This is a genomic window from Rhodococcus sp. KB6 (assembly GCF_001445685.1).
GTDB lineage: Bacteria > Actinomycetota > Actinomycetes > Mycobacteriales > Mycobacteriaceae > Rhodococcus_F > Rhodococcus_F qingshengii.
The window spans coordinates 59502-78952 of record NZ_LNAK01000141.1 but is presented as its reverse complement, the minus strand read 5'-3'; the positions used below and the strand labels follow the sequence as shown (position 1 = coordinate 78952).

Annotated in this window: 15 protein-coding genes and 1 tRNA gene; 11 read left to right on the top strand and 5 right to left on the bottom strand. The window is 61.2% G+C overall.

The window, feature by feature from the left end; translation table 11 throughout:
- Window positions 1–28 precede the first annotated feature (28 nt).
- From ASU23_RS24565 to ASU23_RS34530, 6 genes are all read left to right on the top strand, one after another.
- Window positions 29–104: transfer RNA gene (locus ASU23_RS24565), tRNA-Arg, on the top strand.
- Window positions 105–222: 118 nt separating this feature from the next.
- Window positions 223–381 carry a hypothetical protein gene (locus tag ASU23_RS34340; protein WP_003945304.1) on the top strand — a complete coding sequence of 53 codons (159 nt, stop codon included), beginning with the start codon at window positions 223–225 and terminating at the stop codon, window positions 379–381.
- A gap of 1660 nt (window positions 382–2041) precedes the next feature.
- A complete protein-coding gene (locus tag ASU23_RS24550) occupies window positions 2042–6727 on the top strand; it encodes a DUF5979 domain-containing protein (RefSeq protein ID WP_301336405.1) in 4686 nt (1561 codons plus the stop codon).
- Between the two features lie 127 nt (window positions 6728–6854).
- Complete coding sequence (locus tag ASU23_RS34335; RefSeq protein WP_007733341.1) at window positions 6855–6998, top strand: hypothetical protein; 144 nt, start codon at window positions 6855–6857, stop codon at window positions 6996–6998.
- 66 nt (window positions 6999–7064) lie between these two features.
- Entirely contained in the window at window positions 7065–7880 is an 816-nt protein-coding gene (locus ASU23_RS24545) for a class E sortase (protein WP_058038880.1), read from the top strand.
- A complete protein-coding gene (locus ASU23_RS34530) occupies window positions 7881–8033 on the top strand; it encodes a hypothetical protein (RefSeq protein WP_197486193.1) in 153 nt (50 codons plus the stop codon). It begins immediately after the preceding gene.
- Between the two features lie 211 nt (window positions 8034–8244).
- Here the strand turns inward: ASU23_RS34530 and ASU23_RS24540 are convergent, their stop codons facing one another.
- A complete protein-coding gene (locus ASU23_RS24540) occupies window positions 8245–8514 on the bottom strand; it encodes a putative quinol monooxygenase (RefSeq protein WP_231915233.1) in 270 nt (89 codons plus the stop codon).
- A 225-nt stretch (window positions 8515–8739) separates the two neighbouring features.
- Between ASU23_RS24540 and ASU23_RS24535 the strand changes: the two genes are divergently transcribed.
- Window positions 8740–10917 carry a glutamine synthetase III gene (locus tag ASU23_RS24535; RefSeq protein ID WP_003945365.1) on the top strand — a complete coding sequence of 726 codons (2178 nt, stop codon included), beginning with the start codon at window positions 8740–8742 and terminating at the stop codon, window positions 10915–10917.
- Window positions 10918–11000: 83 nt separating this feature from the next.
- Here the strand turns inward: ASU23_RS24535 and ASU23_RS24530 are convergent, their stop codons facing one another.
- Window positions 11001–12335, bottom strand: a complete 1335-nt coding sequence (locus ASU23_RS24530; RefSeq protein WP_007733338.1) for a DUF4185 domain-containing protein — start codon at window positions 12333–12335, stop codon at window positions 11001–11003.
- A 270-nt stretch (window positions 12336–12605) separates the two neighbouring features.
- On the opposite strand from ASU23_RS24530, the gene gdhA reads away from it, so the two are divergent.
- From gdhA to ASU23_RS34325, 4 genes are all read left to right on the top strand, one after another.
- Complete coding sequence (gene gdhA, locus ASU23_RS24525) at window positions 12606–13949, top strand: NADP-specific glutamate dehydrogenase (RefSeq protein ID WP_003945368.1); 1344 nt, start codon at window positions 12606–12608, stop codon at window positions 13947–13949.
- A gap of 486 nt (window positions 13950–14435) precedes the next feature.
- A complete protein-coding gene (locus ASU23_RS24520; RefSeq protein ID WP_003945374.1) occupies window positions 14436–15695 on the top strand; it encodes a CdaR family transcriptional regulator in 1260 nt (419 codons plus the stop codon).
- Window positions 15696–16058: 363 nt separating this feature from the next.
- Window positions 16059–16202: a hypothetical protein gene (locus ASU23_RS34330; RefSeq protein ID WP_003945326.1), complete on the top strand. Its 144-nt coding sequence runs from the start codon at window positions 16059–16061 to the stop codon at window positions 16200–16202.
- Window positions 16203–16445: 243 nt separating this feature from the next.
- Entirely contained in the window at window positions 16446–16613 is a 168-nt protein-coding gene (locus ASU23_RS34325; RefSeq protein WP_003945367.1) for a hypothetical protein, read from the top strand.
- Between the two features lie 154 nt (window positions 16614–16767).
- Here the strand turns inward: ASU23_RS34325 and ASU23_RS24515 are convergent, their stop codons facing one another.
- The 3 genes from ASU23_RS24515 to ASU23_RS24505 are packed head-to-tail and all read right to left on the bottom strand — an operon-like array spanning window position 16768 to window position 19368.
- The gene (locus tag ASU23_RS24515) at window positions 16768–17013 is read right to left on the bottom strand and encodes a hypothetical protein (RefSeq protein ID WP_003945295.1); all 246 of its coding nucleotides are present in this window, start codon (window positions 17011–17013) and stop codon (window positions 16768–16770) included.
- Window positions 17014–17026: 13 nt separating this feature from the next.
- Window positions 17027–18199 carry an acyl-CoA desaturase gene (locus ASU23_RS24510; protein WP_003945297.1) on the bottom strand — a complete coding sequence of 391 codons (1173 nt, stop codon included), beginning with the start codon at window positions 18197–18199 and terminating at the stop codon, window positions 17027–17029.
- Window positions 18200–18234: 35 nt separating this feature from the next.
- Window positions 18235–19368, bottom strand: a complete 1134-nt coding sequence (locus tag ASU23_RS24505; RefSeq protein WP_050656813.1) for a ferredoxin reductase — start codon at window positions 19366–19368, stop codon at window positions 18235–18237.
- Between the last annotated feature and the right edge of the window lie 83 nt (window positions 19369–19451).

Genomic DNA, 19451 nt, shown 5'->3' with positions numbered 1-19451 from the left:
CCGAACCCTCGAGTATGATGTTCCACGCGCCTCCGTAGCTCAGGGGATAGAGCAAGAGCCTTCTAATCTCTTGGTCGCAGGTTCGAATCCTGCCGGGGGCACCACAAGATTTGATTCACGGATAGTCACACTGCGTGGACGAGCGGCCACTGGGCAGAACAGTCCGATTCGGATCGAAACCTAGCCCACAAATTGCGTGCCGTCCGCAGTAATCTGCCTCGCATGAAGAAGGCACTTCCGAAGACACTGAAGTCACTCGCCCGGACCGTTGGAATCCTGGCACTCGCGATCGTCGTTGTATCCGTCGTCGAGCGGTTCACCGGCGCACACCAACCGACTACCGGTCCCGCCTCGTTGACCGGGCCCGACCAATCGTTGTAGCCCTTCCCTGCGACAAGGTCGTCTCACGAAGTTCTACGACGACGAGTCGGTAGGCAAGAGTCCACCAATGGCGGCTGAGTCGCATGCAACACGCTGCGCGGAGCGGCCGCGACTGTCACAGAATCTCTGCGCTCCGGATCCCAAGGCGTCACAGCAGCCGGGGCAGTCAAACCTTGCGGGCAGCCGCGGGTGTAGCGCCATTGACACAAGCTGCGTCAGAATGGTTGCGCGAGAACTCGATTCGAAGGTCCGATTTCGCGAAGTGTCCAGAGAGCTGCGAAAAGTACCGGCTGAAGGACCTCGCGGCCACTCGGTGCGGTTGCTCGGATGTGGCGACTGCACGCCGATCGAACCGGTCGCATCCACCGTCAGCAACTACGCAACGACCGTCACCATTTGACTCCGGGCATCGAAAGCGCTTGAAAAGTAAGCCAGTTCATCGTGCCGAGGCGCGCGAGAACGACCTGAACTTGCGAGGTCTCGAGATCTTCGAAGAAGCCTCCGACGTGGCATTTTCCGAGATCCACACACATCCCAGACAGTGCCTCATCCGTGCGCACAAGAGCGTCGCCCAAAGTCGCTGCGGCGCGTGATCAGCTGGACTGACGTAACCGTACCGAAGGCCTTCTACGAAAAGCTGGACGATTCTTCGTCTCGAAATGCCATGTCGGCCCCCGAAGCATTATCGACAGTTAACTCAGGCCGGAATCCAATCTGCTAAGAAAAACGAATCCAATGGGACCCCTATCTCTGGATCATTTCAGAACAGGGGTTTCGATGACCCGCGACTGAATTCACCCCCTAATTCACCCTCCTCCTATACACAGAAAAATGATTTGCATTTATGTCGAGCGTGTGTGCACAGATAATTCGCTCCACACCTTGTCGTTCCGACAGCAAATAAGGGGCAGTGAACTGCATAAAGGCTCATTCGGTACAGCAGCGCCGACTCGGCTCGGCCGCTCACCGATTGTCGACAAGTGCCAAGGCAGGCATGCAACTGATGGTCGAGATCGAATTGTGATGAACCAGCCAGTTAACTTGAAAGAAATCAACGAAAGATAGATATACCCAGGTAAGCGCAGTTTTTCTTGCATGGACGCACGTCCATGGCGTGTCCAGCTATGCGATTTGCTCGTGTTAGATTCCTGATTGCGCATCGCCCGGTTTGCGCCTTCTGCGTTTTTTGCGCGGAATTTGCATCTTCTCGCGAACGGCCCCGCGCACATTTCTTTACGTTGTGCCAAAGAAAGGAATTTCATGAAAACCGTCACGGCAGCGAAGCACGTAGCACGAAGACTCCCCCCTCGGAGCCATCGCACTGTTGCTTTTGCTATCCGGGATGGTGCTCATGCTCGAACTGCAATGAATCGCGCAGGAAAGATCCTCGGCCGCAGCCTTTAGTACCTCGTAGGTCGTCGCGTTAGGTAATACCGGCGGTCGATTTTTCTTGGAATTTCCTGGCCTACCCAGAGCCGGCCGTCGGTCTGCGCTGGCGCCAACCAGGTCCGATTACCAACTGTTCGGCTCCGCAATAGGTCGCCTGAGAATCACCAACGCTCGCAACCAGGCTCCAGAGCGGCTCAAAGGTCCCGTTTCCCTATTCGACGGCCCCGGAAACGGGGCCTAAATCATGTGTTCTGAACGAAAGGTGTTCGTCATGCGTAACCGTGTCTTCCCACGCCGTGCCGGGGAGGGGGTGGTGTCTCGGTGGGCAGCTTTGGGGATGATCGTTGCGGTCCTGGCGCTGGTCATATCGTCGTTCTCATTCGTCCAAGTTGCCTCAGCAGATGACATCGGGACCTCGACCACCACAGGTCCGACCACCACAGTTCCGACCACAACGAAGCCGCCCGCGACTACGACGGAGGCGCCACTGAAAACGACGGCGCCGCCTACTTCCACGTCGGAGTCACCCACTTCTGCGAAACCGCCGATCACAACCACGGCGCCCCCGTCTACGACTTCTGTGGCGGCGCAGCGACTGGCCGCACGCGGAGTCAATCCCGGCATCGATGTGAAAATCACCGACGTCCAGGTCGAGGGAAAGAACGACCAGCAGATCACGGTCGGGGACTCCGTCACGGTGAAGGGCACCTGGGACGCGTCAAGCGCGAGCCCGCAACCGGGCGACCAGTTCACCATCGGATTCCCTGACGAGTTGAAGCTCCAGTCCAACCCGACGATCGCGCTCGAGGGCGACGACGGGACGGTTTGGGGCACATGCGATCTGGTTGCTTCCACCAATCTGATGACGTGTGTTCTCTCCGATGCCGTGGCGGATCGCCCGGACGAGGTGAAGGGCGATTTCTTCGTCTACACCAAGGCTGTCGCGTACACCACCGAAGAGAAAGTTGATTTCACGATCAACGGCAGTTTCGACGTGACGCACGAGCTACCCGGCGGTGGCGGCATCAGCGACGGCAGCGTGATCAGCGCTGCCAAGAAGTCCGGCCAACTCCAGGGCAACAAGCAGTCTGTGCGCTGGACCATCGACATTCCCGGTGCCGATCTGGCCGCACTGGACGCGGGCGGCACCGGTTCGGTGACCCTGAGCGACGCGCTCTCAGAGAACATGAAGCTGTGTACGGGTAACCTGATCGACGCGAAGCTGTTGTCCGGTCGCCCGAACGATCTCAAGCCGATCGCAGGCGGCGTCACCGTCACCCAGAGTGCCGCTGGTGATCCAGTCAGCATCGCGCTCGACAACGGCGGCCCCTTCGAAAGAAACAAGCTCTACCGCATCGAGTACACCTCGTGCACAACCAGCGGCGAAGTGGACATCACGGGCACTGTCTACGACAACTCCGTGACCATCGGTGGGAACACCGTGAGCGCGGAAGGCGTCGGCCAGGATTGGGCTCCAGAGACCGGGCCGTCGAAGTCCGGCGGTTGGGCCGGGGGCACCCGGTACAGCGAGATCGACTGGAGCATCACGGTTCCGGGCACTTTCATCGCGAGCCTCCCCGACCAGAAAGTCATCATCAAGGAGACTCTCGGCGCCAATCACGAGGTCTGCGAGGGCGGCCTCGTCCCGACGGTCTGGCGCGCGAACCGTCTACCCGGGCTGAACGGTGAAACAACCAACCACGTCAACGTCACCTCCGAGTTCGACATCGACGCTTCCGATGCCACGGCGAGTGCCCAATCCTTCAGCATGACCATCACGCCGAAGGAAAAGATCAAGCAAGACTCGACGCAGTACTACTACGTGAAGTTCCGGTCCTGTGTGATCGAGAAGGAGGTGCCGGACTCCTCTGATGTGTTCACCAATACGGCGGTCGTCAACGGCATCTCCAAAGACGCTTCGGTGACGGGGCCCAAGTTCGAGGGCGGCAAGACCGGCACGCTCAACACCGAACCGAAGGACGTCGCGGGCGAGAAGCAGCCTGCCGGCACGACCATCGACTGGAAGGTGCAGGTCTCCGGGCACACCCTCGAGGGCCTCGACGCACCTGCGGTCATCACCGACACGTTCTCCGACAGCTTGGCGGTGTGTGATGTCAGCGGCGATCTGAAGAAGGACCTCAATTTCAAGGTCACCGCGCGCGACTTCCTTGCAAAAGAGGGCGGGACGGACATCACCGCGGGCACCACGGTCACACGCAGCGGCGACAACGGGATTGCCATCACCCTCCCGAAGGACGCGGGCGACTACACCCGTGAGACACGCTATTACGTCGAATACACCCTCTGCACCAGCAGCGGTGGGCTGGATCAGCGCGGCACGGTTTACGGGAACTCGGTCTTCTACAACGGCAAGACTCAGTCGACGCAGAGTGTCAAGCAGGAATGGGGCGGCGGCGGTACCGGCCAAGGTGTGTCGCGGGGCTCGTTCTCGCTTCTGAAGGAGATCGCTCCCTTCTCCGAGAAATTCCCGGAAGACACCGAGTTCACTGTGAAAGTCGAGGAGTTCGCCCCCGGGCAAGATCCAGCGACCGACGCCCCGGTGAGCTCCTACGAGATCAAGGTGAAGGCTGACGGGACACCCGTCAGTGGGATCAACCCCCGCGGAACCGGCTGGCAGATCCGCCTGTCCGAGATCAACCTCCCGACCGTTGACGGTGTGTACTTCGAGAGAGGGACGTTCCGCCCGTCGGAGGGTGTGACGCTCAACGGGGACCGCACCGAGGCGCTGGTGACCATCACGCCGAAGAGCAATGTCGGTGTCACACTGCTCAACAAAGCGAGCCTGGGATCGGCGAGGATCACCAAATCCGTCATCGGTGACGGAGCGCGCACGGGGCTCGAGGCTTTCGTTGTCAACGCAGAGATCGCCTTCGGTGACGACGCCGCCGGCAACGAGCTGCGTCAATTCACCCTGAAGGACGGTCAGCACTACGACCTGGGCAAATTGCCCATCGGAGCGAAAGTCACCTTCACCGAGGTTCAACCGACGAACACCGACCTCGTGACGTGGTCGCTGCCGGTGATCAGCCCGAAGACGCTCACCATCGGCACCGACGCGTCGGCGAACACGGTCTCCGTCACCAACGAGGCCACGATCACGCAAGGCACCTTCGAAGTGAGCAAAAAGCTCACGGGCCCGAAGGCTTCCGACAAGGCCGTACCGGCCAGCTTCGACGTGATTGCCACCTGGCTCGATACGGACGACAACCCGCAGAGCAAGACGCTGTCACTTCCGTCCGACGGCACCCCGGTTCCGTTCGGCGAGAACCTGCCGGGCGGCACCGAAGTCACACTGACAGAGCTGGTTCCGGCAAACGGTGATGGTCTCGCCTATGGCGTGCCCGCATACTCCGGGAATGTCAGGATCAGTCCGGACAACGAGGCCGTGGTGACCATCGGCAAGGATCTGCGCAAGATCGAGGTGTCGAACTTCGTCGACGTCAACGACGGCACTCTGCGCATTGCAAAGCAGGTCGGCGGTGAGGCCGCCGAGGCCGTCGGCGACGACGTGGAGTTCACGGTCGAGGCGCGTTGGCGCGACGGTGTGGAGTACCGCACCCAGGTGCTGAGCGTCAAGCAGGGACAGACCACACCGCTCGGCGTCGACCTCCCTGTCGGCACCGAGGTGACCTTCACCGAGACCGGCCGTCCCGATGTCGACGGAGTCGAGTGGGGCACGATCTCCTGGGGCACCAGCCCGGAAGGCGAATCGTGGCTGCACTCGAACCTCGACGGCACCGCGACGGGCATAGTCTCCGACGACCCGACCGACGGTCGGCTGATCACGCTGTCGAACGAGGCGCTGTGGAAATTCGGATCGGTCGAATTCACGAAGTTCATCCTCGACGCTGACGGCAAGCCCGTCCGCGCACCCGAGGCCGACCTGCCTGACAGCGCGACGTTCGAGGTCCGTATCGACGGGATCGATCCGGCACTCCCCGCTGGAACTGATTTCCCGGCAGTGGGCCAGACCATCACCCTCGATGCCGCAAACGACTGGAGCTGGACGTCCGACGAGGTTGTGCCGCGGAACACCGTGATCACCTTCTCCGAGGTCGACCCCAAGCCACTGGCCGGTATCGACTGGGCGCGGCCGTACTACTACGTCTCCGCGGATGCCGGTGACGCCGATTACCGCGACACCGTCAAGGCGGTGGCCGGTGAGAAGGCTGTGGTGGAGATCCACAACCGCCCGATCCCGACCACCGAGGTGGATATCGACAAGATCGTGACCGGCCCCAAGGGCAGCCAGGTGGCCAAGGACGGATCCACGATCTTCCAGGTCACGGCTACGTGGACGGACATCGACAATGAGGCGCGGTCTTGTGTTCTCGATGTCAAGCCGGGCGCTTCGGTCACTCCGACCGCCCAGTGCGACGCAGCCGTCATCGACGGCCGGGTCCAGTTCCCGCTGAACACCGACATCACTTTCACAGAAACCGGTGCTCACACCGACGTCACCAACGTCAAGTGGGGTGAAGTGATCTGGGGCGTCAAGGAAGGCAAGGCGGATGTCTCGAAGATCGACGGCGAACCGACCGCAACTTCCGTCGAGCTCACCGGCGAAGCAAACAAGTCGGTGGTCCTGGGACTCGAGAACAAAACCAGCAGCAATGGGCTGATCATCATCCCGATCCCGATCCCGCTGCCGCCGTGGGAAATCCCGACATGGCCGGGCTCTGAAGTACCCGGAGGACCAGGCACTGACGTTTCGACTCCCGGCAACAACACTCCCGGCAACAACGGTGGTGGACACAACGGTGCTCCGGGCACACCTGCTCCGGGAAATCCTGCTCAGGCCAAACCGGACCAGTCCTCGTCCCTGCCGGTAACAGGCGCGAACGTCATCTGGCTCGCCGGTCTGGCGCTGGCACTGATCGGCGGTGGCGCATGGCTCACCCTGCGTAACCGCAAGCGTGGACCCGGCCAGGAGTAATTCCCAACCAGAAATATCGAAACAGGGCGGGTGCGACATTCACCTGGTCGCACCCGCCCTGTTTCACCGTCACGACGCATCTATCTCGCGGCCGCCGCCGCGGCCCACCCCTCGAAGGAGAAACACCATGTCATTCCTCCCGTTCCCGATCGTCATCGAAGGCATCGAGACCACTGGTTCTGCCGCGATCGACGGCCTCGGTCGCCTGTCCGTACTCCTTTACGATCTCCTCGGCGGTACCGGGAGCGCCACGATCGACGCGGGCAGCTAGTTCGATACGGCACCAATGCGACACATCAGCTAGCTCGGTAGATCTGTGAAGAGGAGACCCCGGTCCGTGAGCGATACCGAAGTTCCAGGGCGTCGGCGGCCGGGCGCAGGCCAGGTAATCGGCGAACTGCTCCTCACGGCCGGGGTCGTCATCTTGCTGTTCGTCATCTATGAGGCGTTCTGGACCAATATCGTCTCAGGGCGGCTGCAGGACGAGCTCAACAACAGTCTGGAGGAATCCTGGGCCGAAGTCCCCGAAGCCTCAGGAGCGATCGATGGTCAGCCGGTGTCCCCGCTGATCCCTGTGCTCGGCGAGGGATTCGCGCGCGTGCATTTCCCCACACTCGGCGCCGCGTACGCAATCGTCGAGGGCACACGCAACGAGGACCTGCGGGCCGGCCCCGGCCACTACCCGGACTCGCAGATGCCCGGCGAAGCCGGAAACTTCGCGCTCGCCGGGCACCGCAATGGTTCCGGCGCAGTCTTCCAACACCTGGATCGACTCGATGCATGCGATGCCGTCGTCGTGGAGACCGAGTTCCAATGGATGACGTACCGGTTGCTCCCACTCGACCAGGCCTCGCCCGAACGTCGCGCTGCGGCGAAAGCCTGCTTGAATCCCGAGCAAGCCGATCGTGTTTCCGAAGGCGACTACGTCCATCTCCTCGGGCGGCACATCACCGTGCCCGGGGATGTTGCGGTCGTCAACCCGCTGCCCGGAAACCCTTGGGCCGAGCCCGACGCCACGCTGGAAAGTATGTTGACACTGACCACGTGCCATCCGCTCTACTCGAACAGCGAACGCTTGATCGTCCACGCGGTTCTCGTCGAAACAATCTCGAAGACTTCGGGCACCATTCCCGCGGCATTCCAGGAGCAATGAATGTACGGATACCTCTGGGGAGCGCTCCCCGGCCCCCGACCAGTGAAGGCCCTGCTGGCGATCGTTCTCGTGGTCGCGGTGGTGCTGCTACTCATGGAATTCGTATTTCCTTGGATGTCAGAGCATATGCCCTACTCCGACGTCACCGTATAGAGCGCCCGTGCAGGTCGGCCGACACCGGCACGAGGCCCGGCTGGCGCCCGAAGGCGCTGTCCTACAGCGGACTCGACGGACCTACGATGATTCTGGCGTGTCGATGCAAACCAGTTTCCGCGTGTGTCGGAACGGGTCGCCTAGTTGACACTCGAGGCTCTCCGGAATGTTCGTTCGACGCCTGAGCGAGCACTGAGACCTGACTCCGCCGCTACAGAACCTTCGTGAAGATCTGCGCCGGCGCTGCCGTCTCGAGCTTGGCCAGCGCCTCAACCAACCTGACGAAGTGCTCGGTATGGGTGTGGGCGTCGAGGTGCTCCTGAGATTCCCATTCCTCCACCAACACGAGCTCGCAGGGATTGTCGGTGCGCTGCAGTAACTCGTAATTGATGCAGCCGTCCTCTTTTCGGGTCTCGGTGACAAGTTCGTCGTACAACCGAAGCACTTCCGCGAGATCGCCCTGCTCCACTGTGGTTGGCACCAAAACCCTGATCACAAAGACTCTCCGATTCGTCTGACCCGCGTTGACCCCTCCGCTCGAAGTCTGCCGTAGACCTCCGACAGATCGACATTTCCGTTGTGACTCGAAGTTTGCGGACAGGCGCAATACCTACGAAACACCCCCGATACCGGAGGTTCGTAGGGTTTGCCGAAGTCGGGCTCGCAATCAGCAGCGCAGCCCTGGGCCCGGGCGAGGGGTAAGCACATGAGTGGAAATGCAGTTCGCTTGCAAGCGATCAAGGACGTCGAGGCCTACACACCTCCGGTGGTCAGTTTCACGACCGACGAGACACCCGGAGAGGTGTTCGGAGCCAACGTCTTCAACAAGGTGGTCATGCAGAAGCGACTGCCCAAGCTCGTCTACAAGTCGGTGATGGCGACGATCGAGCAAGGCAAACCGCTTGATCCCATGGTCGCCGATGCGGTCGCGTCGGCGATGAAGGACTGGGCGTTGGAGAAAGGCGCAACCCACTACGCCCACGTCTTCTATCCGCTTACCGGGTTGACCGCCGAGAAGCACGACAGCTTCCTCGAGCCGGTCGGCGACGGCAGTGCACTGGCGGAGTTCGCCGGCAAGACCTTGATCCAAGGTGAACCCGACGCTTCGAGTTTCCCGAACGGCGGGCTGCGCAACACGTTCGAGGCTCGCGGATACACCGGCTGGGATGTCACGAGCCCGGCCTACGTTCTCGAAAACCCCAACGGCAACACACTGTGTATCCCGACCGTGTTCGTTTCGATGACCGGCGAAGCGCTCGACCACAAGACTCCCCTGCTGCGTTCACAACAGGCAATGGGTTTCCACGCCGAACGAATCCTTAAGTTGTTCGGTCATACCGATCCCGAGCACATCGTGTCGTTCTGCGGACCCGAGCAGGAGTACTTCCTGATCGATCGACACTTCTTCCTCGCCCGCCCCGACCTCCTCAACGCCGGCCGAACACTCTTCGGCGCAAAGCCGCCCAAGGGCCAGGAGTTCGACGACCACTACTTCGGGGCGATCCCGGAACGTGTGCTCGGATTCATGATGGACACCGAGCGGGAACTTTTCAAACTCGGTATCCCCGCCAAGACGCGGCACAACGAGGTTGCGCCCGGCCAGTTCGAAATCGCCCCGATGTTCGAGCGAGGCAACATCGCCGCGGACCACCAGCAGTTGCTGATGACCACTTTCAAGACAATCGCCAAGAAGCACGGCATGGAATGTCTGTTCCACGAGAAGCCGTTCGACGGTGTCAACGGCTCCGGCAAGCACGTCAACTTCTCGCTGGGCAACTCCGAACTCGGCAGTTTGCTTGTCCCCGGCGACAATCCGCATGACAATGCCCAGTTCCTCGTATTCTGCGCCGCAGTCATCCGGGCCGTCCACAAATACGCGGGCCTCCTGCGCGCGTCGGTCGCATCGGCAACCAACGATCACCGCCTCGGTGCCAACGAGGCTCCCCCGGCCATCATTTCGATCTTCCTCGGCGATCAACTGGCCGACGTCTTCGAGCAGATCGCCAAGGGCGCCGCGACATCGTCGAAGGACAAGGGCACCATGATGATCGGCGCCGATACCCTTCCCGTCCTACCGACCGACCCGGGCGATCGCAACCGTACGAGCCCATTTGCCTTCACCGGCAACCGTTTCGAGTTCCGCGCGCCAGGATCGCTGCAAACAGTCAACGGCCCGATGGTCACCATCAACACGATCATGGCCGAGGCCTTGGACTACATGGCCACCGAACTTGAGGCCGCGGTCGCCGACGGCGCCGATTTCGACACCGCCGTCCAGAATCTGCTCACCGAGATCATCACCAACCACGGTGCGGTTGTCTTCAACGGCGACGGTTACTCGGAGAACTGGCAGATCGAGGCCGAGTCTCGCGGCCTGCCGAACCTTCGCACCACGCTGGACGCCCTTCCTGAACTGATCACCGAATCCTCGATGGAACTCTTCGAGAAGTACAAGGTCTTCAACCACCGGGAGATGCACAGCCGCTACGAGGTCGGACTCGAACAGTACGCACTGAGCATCGGCGTCGAGGCACGCCTGGCCGCCGAAATCGGTACGACGCTGATTCTTCCGGCCGCAGTGCGCCACCAGACGGAAGTTGCGCAGAACTTCGTCGCACTGAAGTCCGCCGGCCTCGAACCGGATTCAGCACCGCTCGAAGAAGTGTCGGCGCCCGTTGCGGCTCTGCGCACAGCGCTCGCGGCCCTGCGCGCAGCAATCGACACCGACGCCGGCGAGTCGCCATTCGATCAGGCCAAGCACGCACAGGACGCACTCCTGCCCGCCATGGCAGAGGTACGTGCAGCGGCCGACTTCCTCGAAACCATCGTCGCCGACGATCACTGGCCACTCCCGACGTATCAGGAAATGCTCTTCATTCTCTGAGTATCACCCGAATATCACTACCCACAGAACTATGGCCTGCAACTCGATCGAGTTGCAGGCCATAGTTGTCGAATCTTGCTCGGCTAGCGGTCTTCCGGCATCGTGACTTCGAGTACGCGAGCCTCACCGGTGGTCGCGGGGTCAGGACGATCGCGCGAATCCGACGACGCCATCTGGAGTCCGTTCAAATCGGTCCGCATGTAGATGACGTTGTAACGGTCCCACGTGGTGGCGACGAATTCGAGGAACTGTCCGCTCGCCCACGGGTGCATGAATCCGCCGTACAACGCGGGCAACGTGATTCCACTCAACAGGGTCTGCGTACCACTCCACGGGCCTTGCGGTTGGTCGGCCTGACGGATCACCAGGTTGCCCTCGGCACTGGTGTACATGGCAACGTACTTGTTCAGGTAGTCGTTCCACTGCACTGCGAGTTCACTGACCGGTGCCTTGATGACCTGAACGGCATCGGTATCTCGCGGACTCCAACCGGAGCCGTCCCAGTATTCGTAGGCGCCGAGATTTCTGATGTCGGCGCCGGCCACTCGCGCCAGGATCGCCTTACCGAAACGACCTGAGGGAGTTCCGTATTCGTAAATGTAGCCGTCCCGACCGTCGAGGAAGGCGCTCTGCTGGAAGTTGGAATTGATCGGCGATACTGCCGGAATCCCCGGAATGCCAAGTCCTTCGGTATTGGCGCGAACTGTCGCCGGATCGAGTTCCCAGTTCTCACCGTTGTCCGTGGAGAAAGCCAGAGCCGAGTAGTTGGTGGTCCAGGCTCCAGGTTCGTCCCACGACCGAACGGACATGAATCTGATGTACTGCACACCACCGTAAGAGATTCCAGCGGTCGGGATGGTGGTGAACTCACCCGGAATGCCGAATCCCGGAATGATCTCCTTGGAATGATTGGGGCCGTCCAAAGGAGAACTGTCGATCTTCATCCCGTCGGCAATGGCGGTGTCGTTGCTGCGGAACAATACGTTGCTGCGCCAGTCGTCACCCGGGGTGTCGCAGTCGCCCACCGTGTCGCCGAATGCCATCAGCACGTCGTGATCCGGCCCCGAAAGACCGTTGTCCCACATGATTCCGAGGTCGGTACCCGACACGTTGAACCGCTCGATGGTGTTGTTGGGACTGCCTGGGCCAGTGACCATTTCGATCGCCTTGGTCCGGCCGGTCAGCACCGGCAGAGCACCGTTGGGGGCGCCGGTGATCCAAGGCAGCGCGTTGGCGAGGGAGCCGGTACCGGCGGAACCACTGCCGAGCGATCCGGTCAGCGAGCCGAGCGAACCCGTCATCGATCCGGCGGAACCACTTCCTCCCGACCCACACGGTCCGCCGATCGCCGACGCAGACGGTGCTGCGGCAATCGTCGCGGCAATCGTGACGACGCCTATCGACAACATCGCCGACATGGAGTGTTTTTTACGCACGTGCAGCCCCTCTGATCATTTCGACTCCCATTCGGACCACAGGCACAGTGATCCCCGACCGCAGAAGCAAACCATTTGGACTGTGTTAAGAGAGTGAAAGCTGAGCAAATTGTTATAAATCGCCCGTTCAACTGACACAAGTGACAGCTGTGTCCGATTTCACCTTCACAGGACAGTTGTCCGATACAGCAATAAAGGCGCCTAGTATGTAACGGAAATGTAAAAGAGTTCTCACAACGAGGTAGGTGAGCGGTGTCCGTACGTGACCGCGTAGCGCAGATTTACGATCAGGTTTTGGTTCGCAATGCAGGAGAGCCCGAGTTCCATCAGGCCGCCGCAGAGGTCTTCGAGTCTCTTCACGTAGTGCTCGAACGCCACCCCCGCTACGCCGACGCCGGACTCATCGAGCGGCTTTGCGAGCCGGAACGCCAGATCATCTTCCGCGTGCCGTGGACCGACGACCAGGGCAACGTTCACGTCAACCGTGGCTTCCGCGTGCAGTACAACAGTGCACTCGGCCCCTACAAGGGCGGCCTGCGCTTCCACCCCAGCGTCAACCTGGGCATCGTGAAGTTCCTCGGCTTCGAGCAGATCTTCAAGAACTCACTCACCGGCCTGCCCATCGGCGGCGGCAAGGGTGGCTCGGACTTCGATCCCAAGGGCCGCTCCGACGCAGAGGTCATGCGCTTCTGTCAGTCCTTCATGACCGAACTGCAGCGTCACATCGGTGAATACACCGACGTTCCGGCCGGCGACATCGGCGTCGGCGGTCGCGAGATCGGCTACCTGTTCGGTCAGTACAAGCGGCTGACCAACACGTACGAGTCGGGCGTCCTCACCGGCAAGGGCATCACCTGGGGCGGATCGCAGGTTCGCACCGAGGCCACCGGCTACGGCGTCGCGTACTTCGTCGCCGAAATGCTCAAGGCAAAGGGTGAAGGCCTCGAAGGCAAGAACGTCGTGATCTCCGGATCCGGCAATGTCGCCATCTACGCAATCCAGAAGATCCACCAGCTCGGCGGCGTCGCGATCGCCTGCTCGGATTCCTCGGGATACATCGTGGACAAGAAGGGCATCGATCTCGACCTCCTCAAGGAGATCAAGGAAGTTCGCCGCGGCCGCATCAGCGAGTACGCCGACGCAGTTCCGCATGCCGAGTTCATCGCCGATGGTTCCATCTGGGACGTGCCGTGCGACGTCGCACTCCCCTGCGCGACTCAGAACGAGCTCGACGAAGATGCCGCAAAGACCTTGATCGCCAACGGAGTTCAGGCCGTTGCCGAAGGCGCGAACATGCCCACCACCCCCGGTGGCATCCAGCTCTTCCGTGACGCGAACGTAGCCTTCGCGCCCGGCAAGGCGGCCAACGCCGGTGGCGTTGCAACCTCCGCCCTCGAAATGCAGCAGAATGCTTCGCGTGATTCCTGGAGCTTCGAGTACACCGACGAGCGTCTCGCCGGAATCATGCGCGGCATTCACAAGCGCACCATCAACACCGCTGCCGAGTACGGAAAGCCGGGCGACTACGTGCACGGCGCGAACATTGCCGGCTTCGTGAAGGTGGCCGACGCCATGATTTCGCTGGGCGTCATCTAGAGATTTCCGCAATACAGACAGCAGTACAAAAAGGGGTGATTTCACCCTGAACCGGTTCCCGTACATCGGACTGGTCGAATCAATACCTAGGCCTCGAGGGCCCTGGGTCCGCGAGGACCCAGGGCCCTCGAGCTTGATCTGAGCAAATCGCCCGCGACGAGCACCGTAGGCGCCGGCAATGATCCCAGACGGAACTCGTGGTGTCCTCCGAATCCGTTTTCCGCTCTGACGTCGAAAAACACCGTAAGTGGACGATTGTTTAGGTCCGCAGCGCGTGGGGCATATGGACTTATCTTCACATTTGTCCATTTCACAGTTGGACGATCGTTCATGTGGTAGAAATCACAACGCCTGGCGCAATTCGATCCGCAAATTTCAGCGGCGAGTATGCCCCCGAACAAGGCCTCAGCGTGTACCCCGCTTCGTAACGCGCCGAGCCTCCGGGTGCCTGTGCCAGGCGACGCACCTGTCTAGAGGAGGCCACCCATGTCCCCAGCGCTGCTGAACAACCCGGGACCGCTCATGTTGGGAGGCAAGCCCGCCTCCACAGCGGTCAACGACGTCATCCCACTGGCAAGCGATCTCGTAGATCACCTGTCCCGTGCCAACCCGACGTTGACTTCCCTCCAAACGGAGGCAGTTCGTCGGGAACTGATTGCGGTGATCGTGCAGGGGCTCCAAGTGGGGATCCAGCTACTGGATCACCGCAAACTTCCCACCGACCAAGAGTTGGACGGCATTCACACGATGACCGTCCAACAAGCATTGAAAGGCGTGCCACTCAGCGCGATCCTCAACTTGACCAACGAGGGCATCAGCACTTTTCGCACCCTCATCCTCAGCCGGGCCGACGCCGAGGACTCCGCCAATCTCGGGGATCTCAACGAGTTCTTGTTCGCACTTGCGCAGCGGCTTCACTCGTTCATCTCGATCAGCTATCTCTCGGCTCTTCCAGCCGGTTCCCAACTCGGGGAATACTCCGCCGGCGCCCTCGTGAAGGCCATGCTGGACGGCGACGATCCCACCCAGCTTGCGTTGCAGATGGGCGTTGAACTCGCACCCCGCTATCTCGTCCTGCGGCTCCTGGTGAACCTGCCGCCCATCCGCCCGGGAGCACGCAACGGCAACCACCAGCGCATACAGGCCTACCGTGACCTCTCCGTCGCTCAATCGAAAATCGCGGCACACTTCGGGTCGGCACTGCTCGAAGCTCCTGCACCGCAACGTGGTCTGGTGCTGATCGAGGGCACGCCCGACTGGGGAACAGTGTGCGAGGTCATCCAACGTGCACGCGCGACGGTCGGGGTGGAGATCACAGCAATCGCCGAGAACGCAGCGGTACGAGATATCGCCGCCGCCCAAGCAACCACTCACGAATTGGCGCAACTCGTGCGGCGCCTGAGACTGCCGGCGCGGTCCTACCGAATGGAAGACCTCGCGCTCGAGTATCAACTCACTCGGGGTGGCGCAGGCCGCGACAGCTTGATCAATCTTCTCAAGCCACTCGACGGCAATCCGGAACTGCTGCAGACATTGTCCATACATCTCGCCAACGGCCAGCATCGTCAGCGCACCGCGTCGGCGCTCGGCCTGCACACCAACACCGTCGACAATCGAATCAAGCGCATCGCAACCCTGACCGGATTGGATCCGGCCCTGCCCTCTGAACTGCTCAAACTGCGCGCTGCCATGATCTCGCTGACTTTCGCAAGCACTGATGTGGACAATCGTCCAGCGAAAATGTGAACACTCACATCCTCGCTATTAGCTGTCCACGTGTGGCGCCTGGACCCCACTTTTCCGCTCCGAACCGGGCTATAAAAGTGTGGTGCGAATCACCGCGCAAACCAGTAACAATTAAGGGGAAACACATGATCAACGGCCAGGATAACGCTCTCCTCGGTGCCTTCTTCGACACCATCCTGCAGCTCTTCAACGCGGGCAGCACCGGCACGGGCTCGACGGATGGCGGCGGCGTCTCCTAGGACGAATCTCGGGCCCTGTGCGAGAGAATCTCTCGCACAGGGCCCGCTCCAAGCCGCCTGACACTGTGATGGCGGTGACCACGGTGACCACCACGTCGCCACCGCTGAAACCAGGAGCAAGCACATGATCGCCGCACCAACCACAGGCGCTTTGGCCGTCGTTTTGAACACCGTCCTACAGATGTTCAACGCCGGCAGCAGTTTCCTCTACACCGACAACTCTCCGATTGGCGGCGGCGGCGAAACTCCCACGACGCCTGCTCCCTGATCGACTTACCCGCTCGCATCACACAGTCGCGGCACAGACAGGAACCACCGTGATAAACCAGCACACCCTGGGCAGCCTGGTCATCGACTTCGGCTCACTCTCCCGAGCACTCGGCTTCGGCAACGGCTCCATCGTGTCGCTCGGCAGCACCGGAAGTGGCTGAAACAGCCCGCCTGACCACGTCGACGATCCCGTCGTCGCTCACCTTCTCACCACATCTCGAAACAGAAAGCAGGTCCCCCTGTGCCTACAATTCCGCTCACCGGCGACCCCATCGTCATCAACATCATCGTCCAGCTACTGAGCGCGGGCAGCAGCAATGCACTCGCACTGGGCGGAGTCGGTAGCAGCGGTCTCGGTAGCACCGGGCTCGGCAGCTTCGACTCGGCGAGCCTCGGCAGCGCTGCTTAGGACCTCACTTGTGATCGGCGTTCGATCCGCGTCTTCGGCCGCCGAGGCAGTCCACGAAACCCGCGTTGCCCTCCGTCATCTGTGACGGAGGGCAACGCGGTCGTTCAGGCGAGACGGCTCGCGGTTACGCGATCAGGCCGTCCGCCGCGGTGAATCAACGCCAGTCTTCAGGTGGATCGCTGTCGTCGTGCTCGATGGTCACGGACTCCGAACGATCGTCAGCTGCAGCCTTTTTCGCTGCTTCACGCATCTCGATTCCGTCGGACACCCAGTCGCCGATCTCGCGCGTCACGTCTCGAACGGCCCCGGCGATGATCATCGCGATCGAGCCCACGTGGTTGGCTGCACTTTCGGTCAGTTCCTGGACCGTGTCCTTGCGGCGTTCGAATTTCCCGACCATCAGTGTGTGCCTCTCAGGCTGCAGTTCGCTGGCGCTCGACGATAACACCGGGAGGGGTGGTCGACTTGACCAAACCGGGCGGAAGAGCGAGCTTGAAGATCTTGCCCCATACCGAACCGATCTGCTTGAAGAACCCACCGGTGTTGTACGGCAAACCGTACTTCCCGCACAATTCTTTCACCTGGGGAGCGAGTTCCGGATAACGATGCGCAGGCAGGTCCGGGAACAGGTGGTGCTCGATCTGGTGCGAGAGGTTGCCGGACATGATGTGGAAGAGCGGGCTTCCCTCGATGTTGGCGCTGCCGAGCATCTGACGCACGTACCACTGCCCGCGAGTCTCGTCGGCCGTCTCGTCCTCGGTGAAACTCTGGACACCGGTGGGGAAATGGCCACAGAAGATGATCGAGTACGTCCACACGTTCCGGACCAGGTTGGCGGTGACATTCCCCGCGAGAGTGGTCACGAACAGCGGCCCCGTGAGAACCGGGAAGATGACGTAGTCCTTGAGGACTTGCTTGCCCGCCTTGTTCCACCAGCCCTTCAGGAGCGGCTTGACGTCGTGCCACTTGCGTTTGCCCTGGATGACGTTCTCGATCTCGAGATCGTGCATCATCACGCCCCACTCGAAGAGCACCATCAAGGCGAAGGCCCAGACCGGATTACCGAGGTAATAGGGGTTCCACTTCTGCGCGTCGTCGATACGCAGGATGCCGTATCCGATGTCACGGTCTTTGCCGAGAATATTGGTGTACGTGTGATGCATGTAGTTGTGCGAGTGACGCCACTGGTCGGCCGGGCACACCGTATCCCATTCGAAGACTTCGGAATTGAGCCCTGGTTCACGCATCCAGTCGTACTGACCGTGCATGACGTTGTGGCCGATCTCCATGTTGTCGAGGATCTTGGACACGCTCAATGCACCGACTGCCGCGAGCCACACCGGAGGCAGGAAGCCGAGGTACATCAAGCCGCGACCTGCGACCTCGAACCCGCGCTGAGCCTTGATGATCTTGTAGATGTACTCCCGATCCTCCGCCCCGAGCGAGGCGACGGTGCGATCGCGCAATGCGTCCAACTCGCGGCCGATCTCCTCGACCTGCTCGTACGTCAGGACGACGGGAGCGTCGTCCTTCGCATCGGAACCGTTGCCGAGGAACGGGAGGGTGGGAAGTGAAAGTCCAAACATGTCGGTCTCCAGACAGTCGTGTGGAAAATGGGACTTCAGATGTCGACGGTGACGTCGCCGACGGGAGCACTGACGCACAGCTGGATCTTCTTGTCCGGCTCGTCGTCTGTCTCACCGGTGCGCACGTTTCGGGTACGGCCCGCCTTCTTGACGGAGGTGCAGGAGAAGCAGATTCCCATCCGGCATCCGTACTCGGGATTGAGGCCCGCAGCTTCTGCTTGTTCGAGAAGTGTTTCGCCGGAGTTCTCGGCCGCCACCCCACTTTTGGTGAATGACACCTCGCCGCCGGCCTCCCCCGGCTCGGCCACCGCCGGCGCGAACTCCTCGGTGTTGAGCAAGTGCTCGACGTCGACCTCACGGAACACCTCACGCACTCCCCGCATCAGTCCGGGAGGTCCGCAGAGATAAGCCTGAGCGTCGATCGTGTCCGGATCGGCGATCCAAGGAGCCACCGCGTCGAGGTGCCCGCGATCGAAGAAACCTTCGAGGTCACCTCCACCGCTTTCGGTGTACACGAGTACCAGTTTCACGTTCGGGTTCTGCTCGGCGATGGTCTTCAGCGCGCGCGTGTACGCCACGTCGGCATCGGTGTTCGCGTAATGCACGAACACGATCTCGCCCGAGTGCTGCTCCTCCACCAGCGTCCGAAGCATCGACATGACCGGGGTGATTCCACTGCCGCCACTGATCAACAACACCCGACGCGGGCGGTCGACGGGAAGGGAGAACACCCCGTCTGCCTGCGAGAGGCTGACAACGAGCCCGGGCGCTGCGTTGGCGTACAGATACTGCGACACCAAGCCACCCGGATGCGCTTTGACGGTGAGCTCGATCAGCCCGCTGCGCGTAGACGCGCCCCCGGCCGGCGAGTAGCAGCGAGTGTGACGAACACCGTCGATCACCACGCCCAACTGCACGAACTGGCCCGCCTGAAAACCGCGCCACTGGCGAGTCGGGCGCAGCGTGAGAGTGACGGAGTCAGCCGTCGGATGGTCGACGGCGACAACCTGCGCGCGGATGTCACGAACGGTCGCCATCGGGTTGACCAACTCGAGGTACCGATCGATCTGATGTGGAGCGGCCATGGCTTCGATCAGTCCCACCAAGGACAGCCCGCGCCGAGGTGTGGACTTCGGTGTCGTGTTCTCAGGAGCAGATGCGATTGTCATGACCCTCCTCGTACTTCGATTGCCGGGTGTATCGATTGCTGGGCTAGCTTCCCCCGACTGCGTGAATTCAGTGTACAAATGTT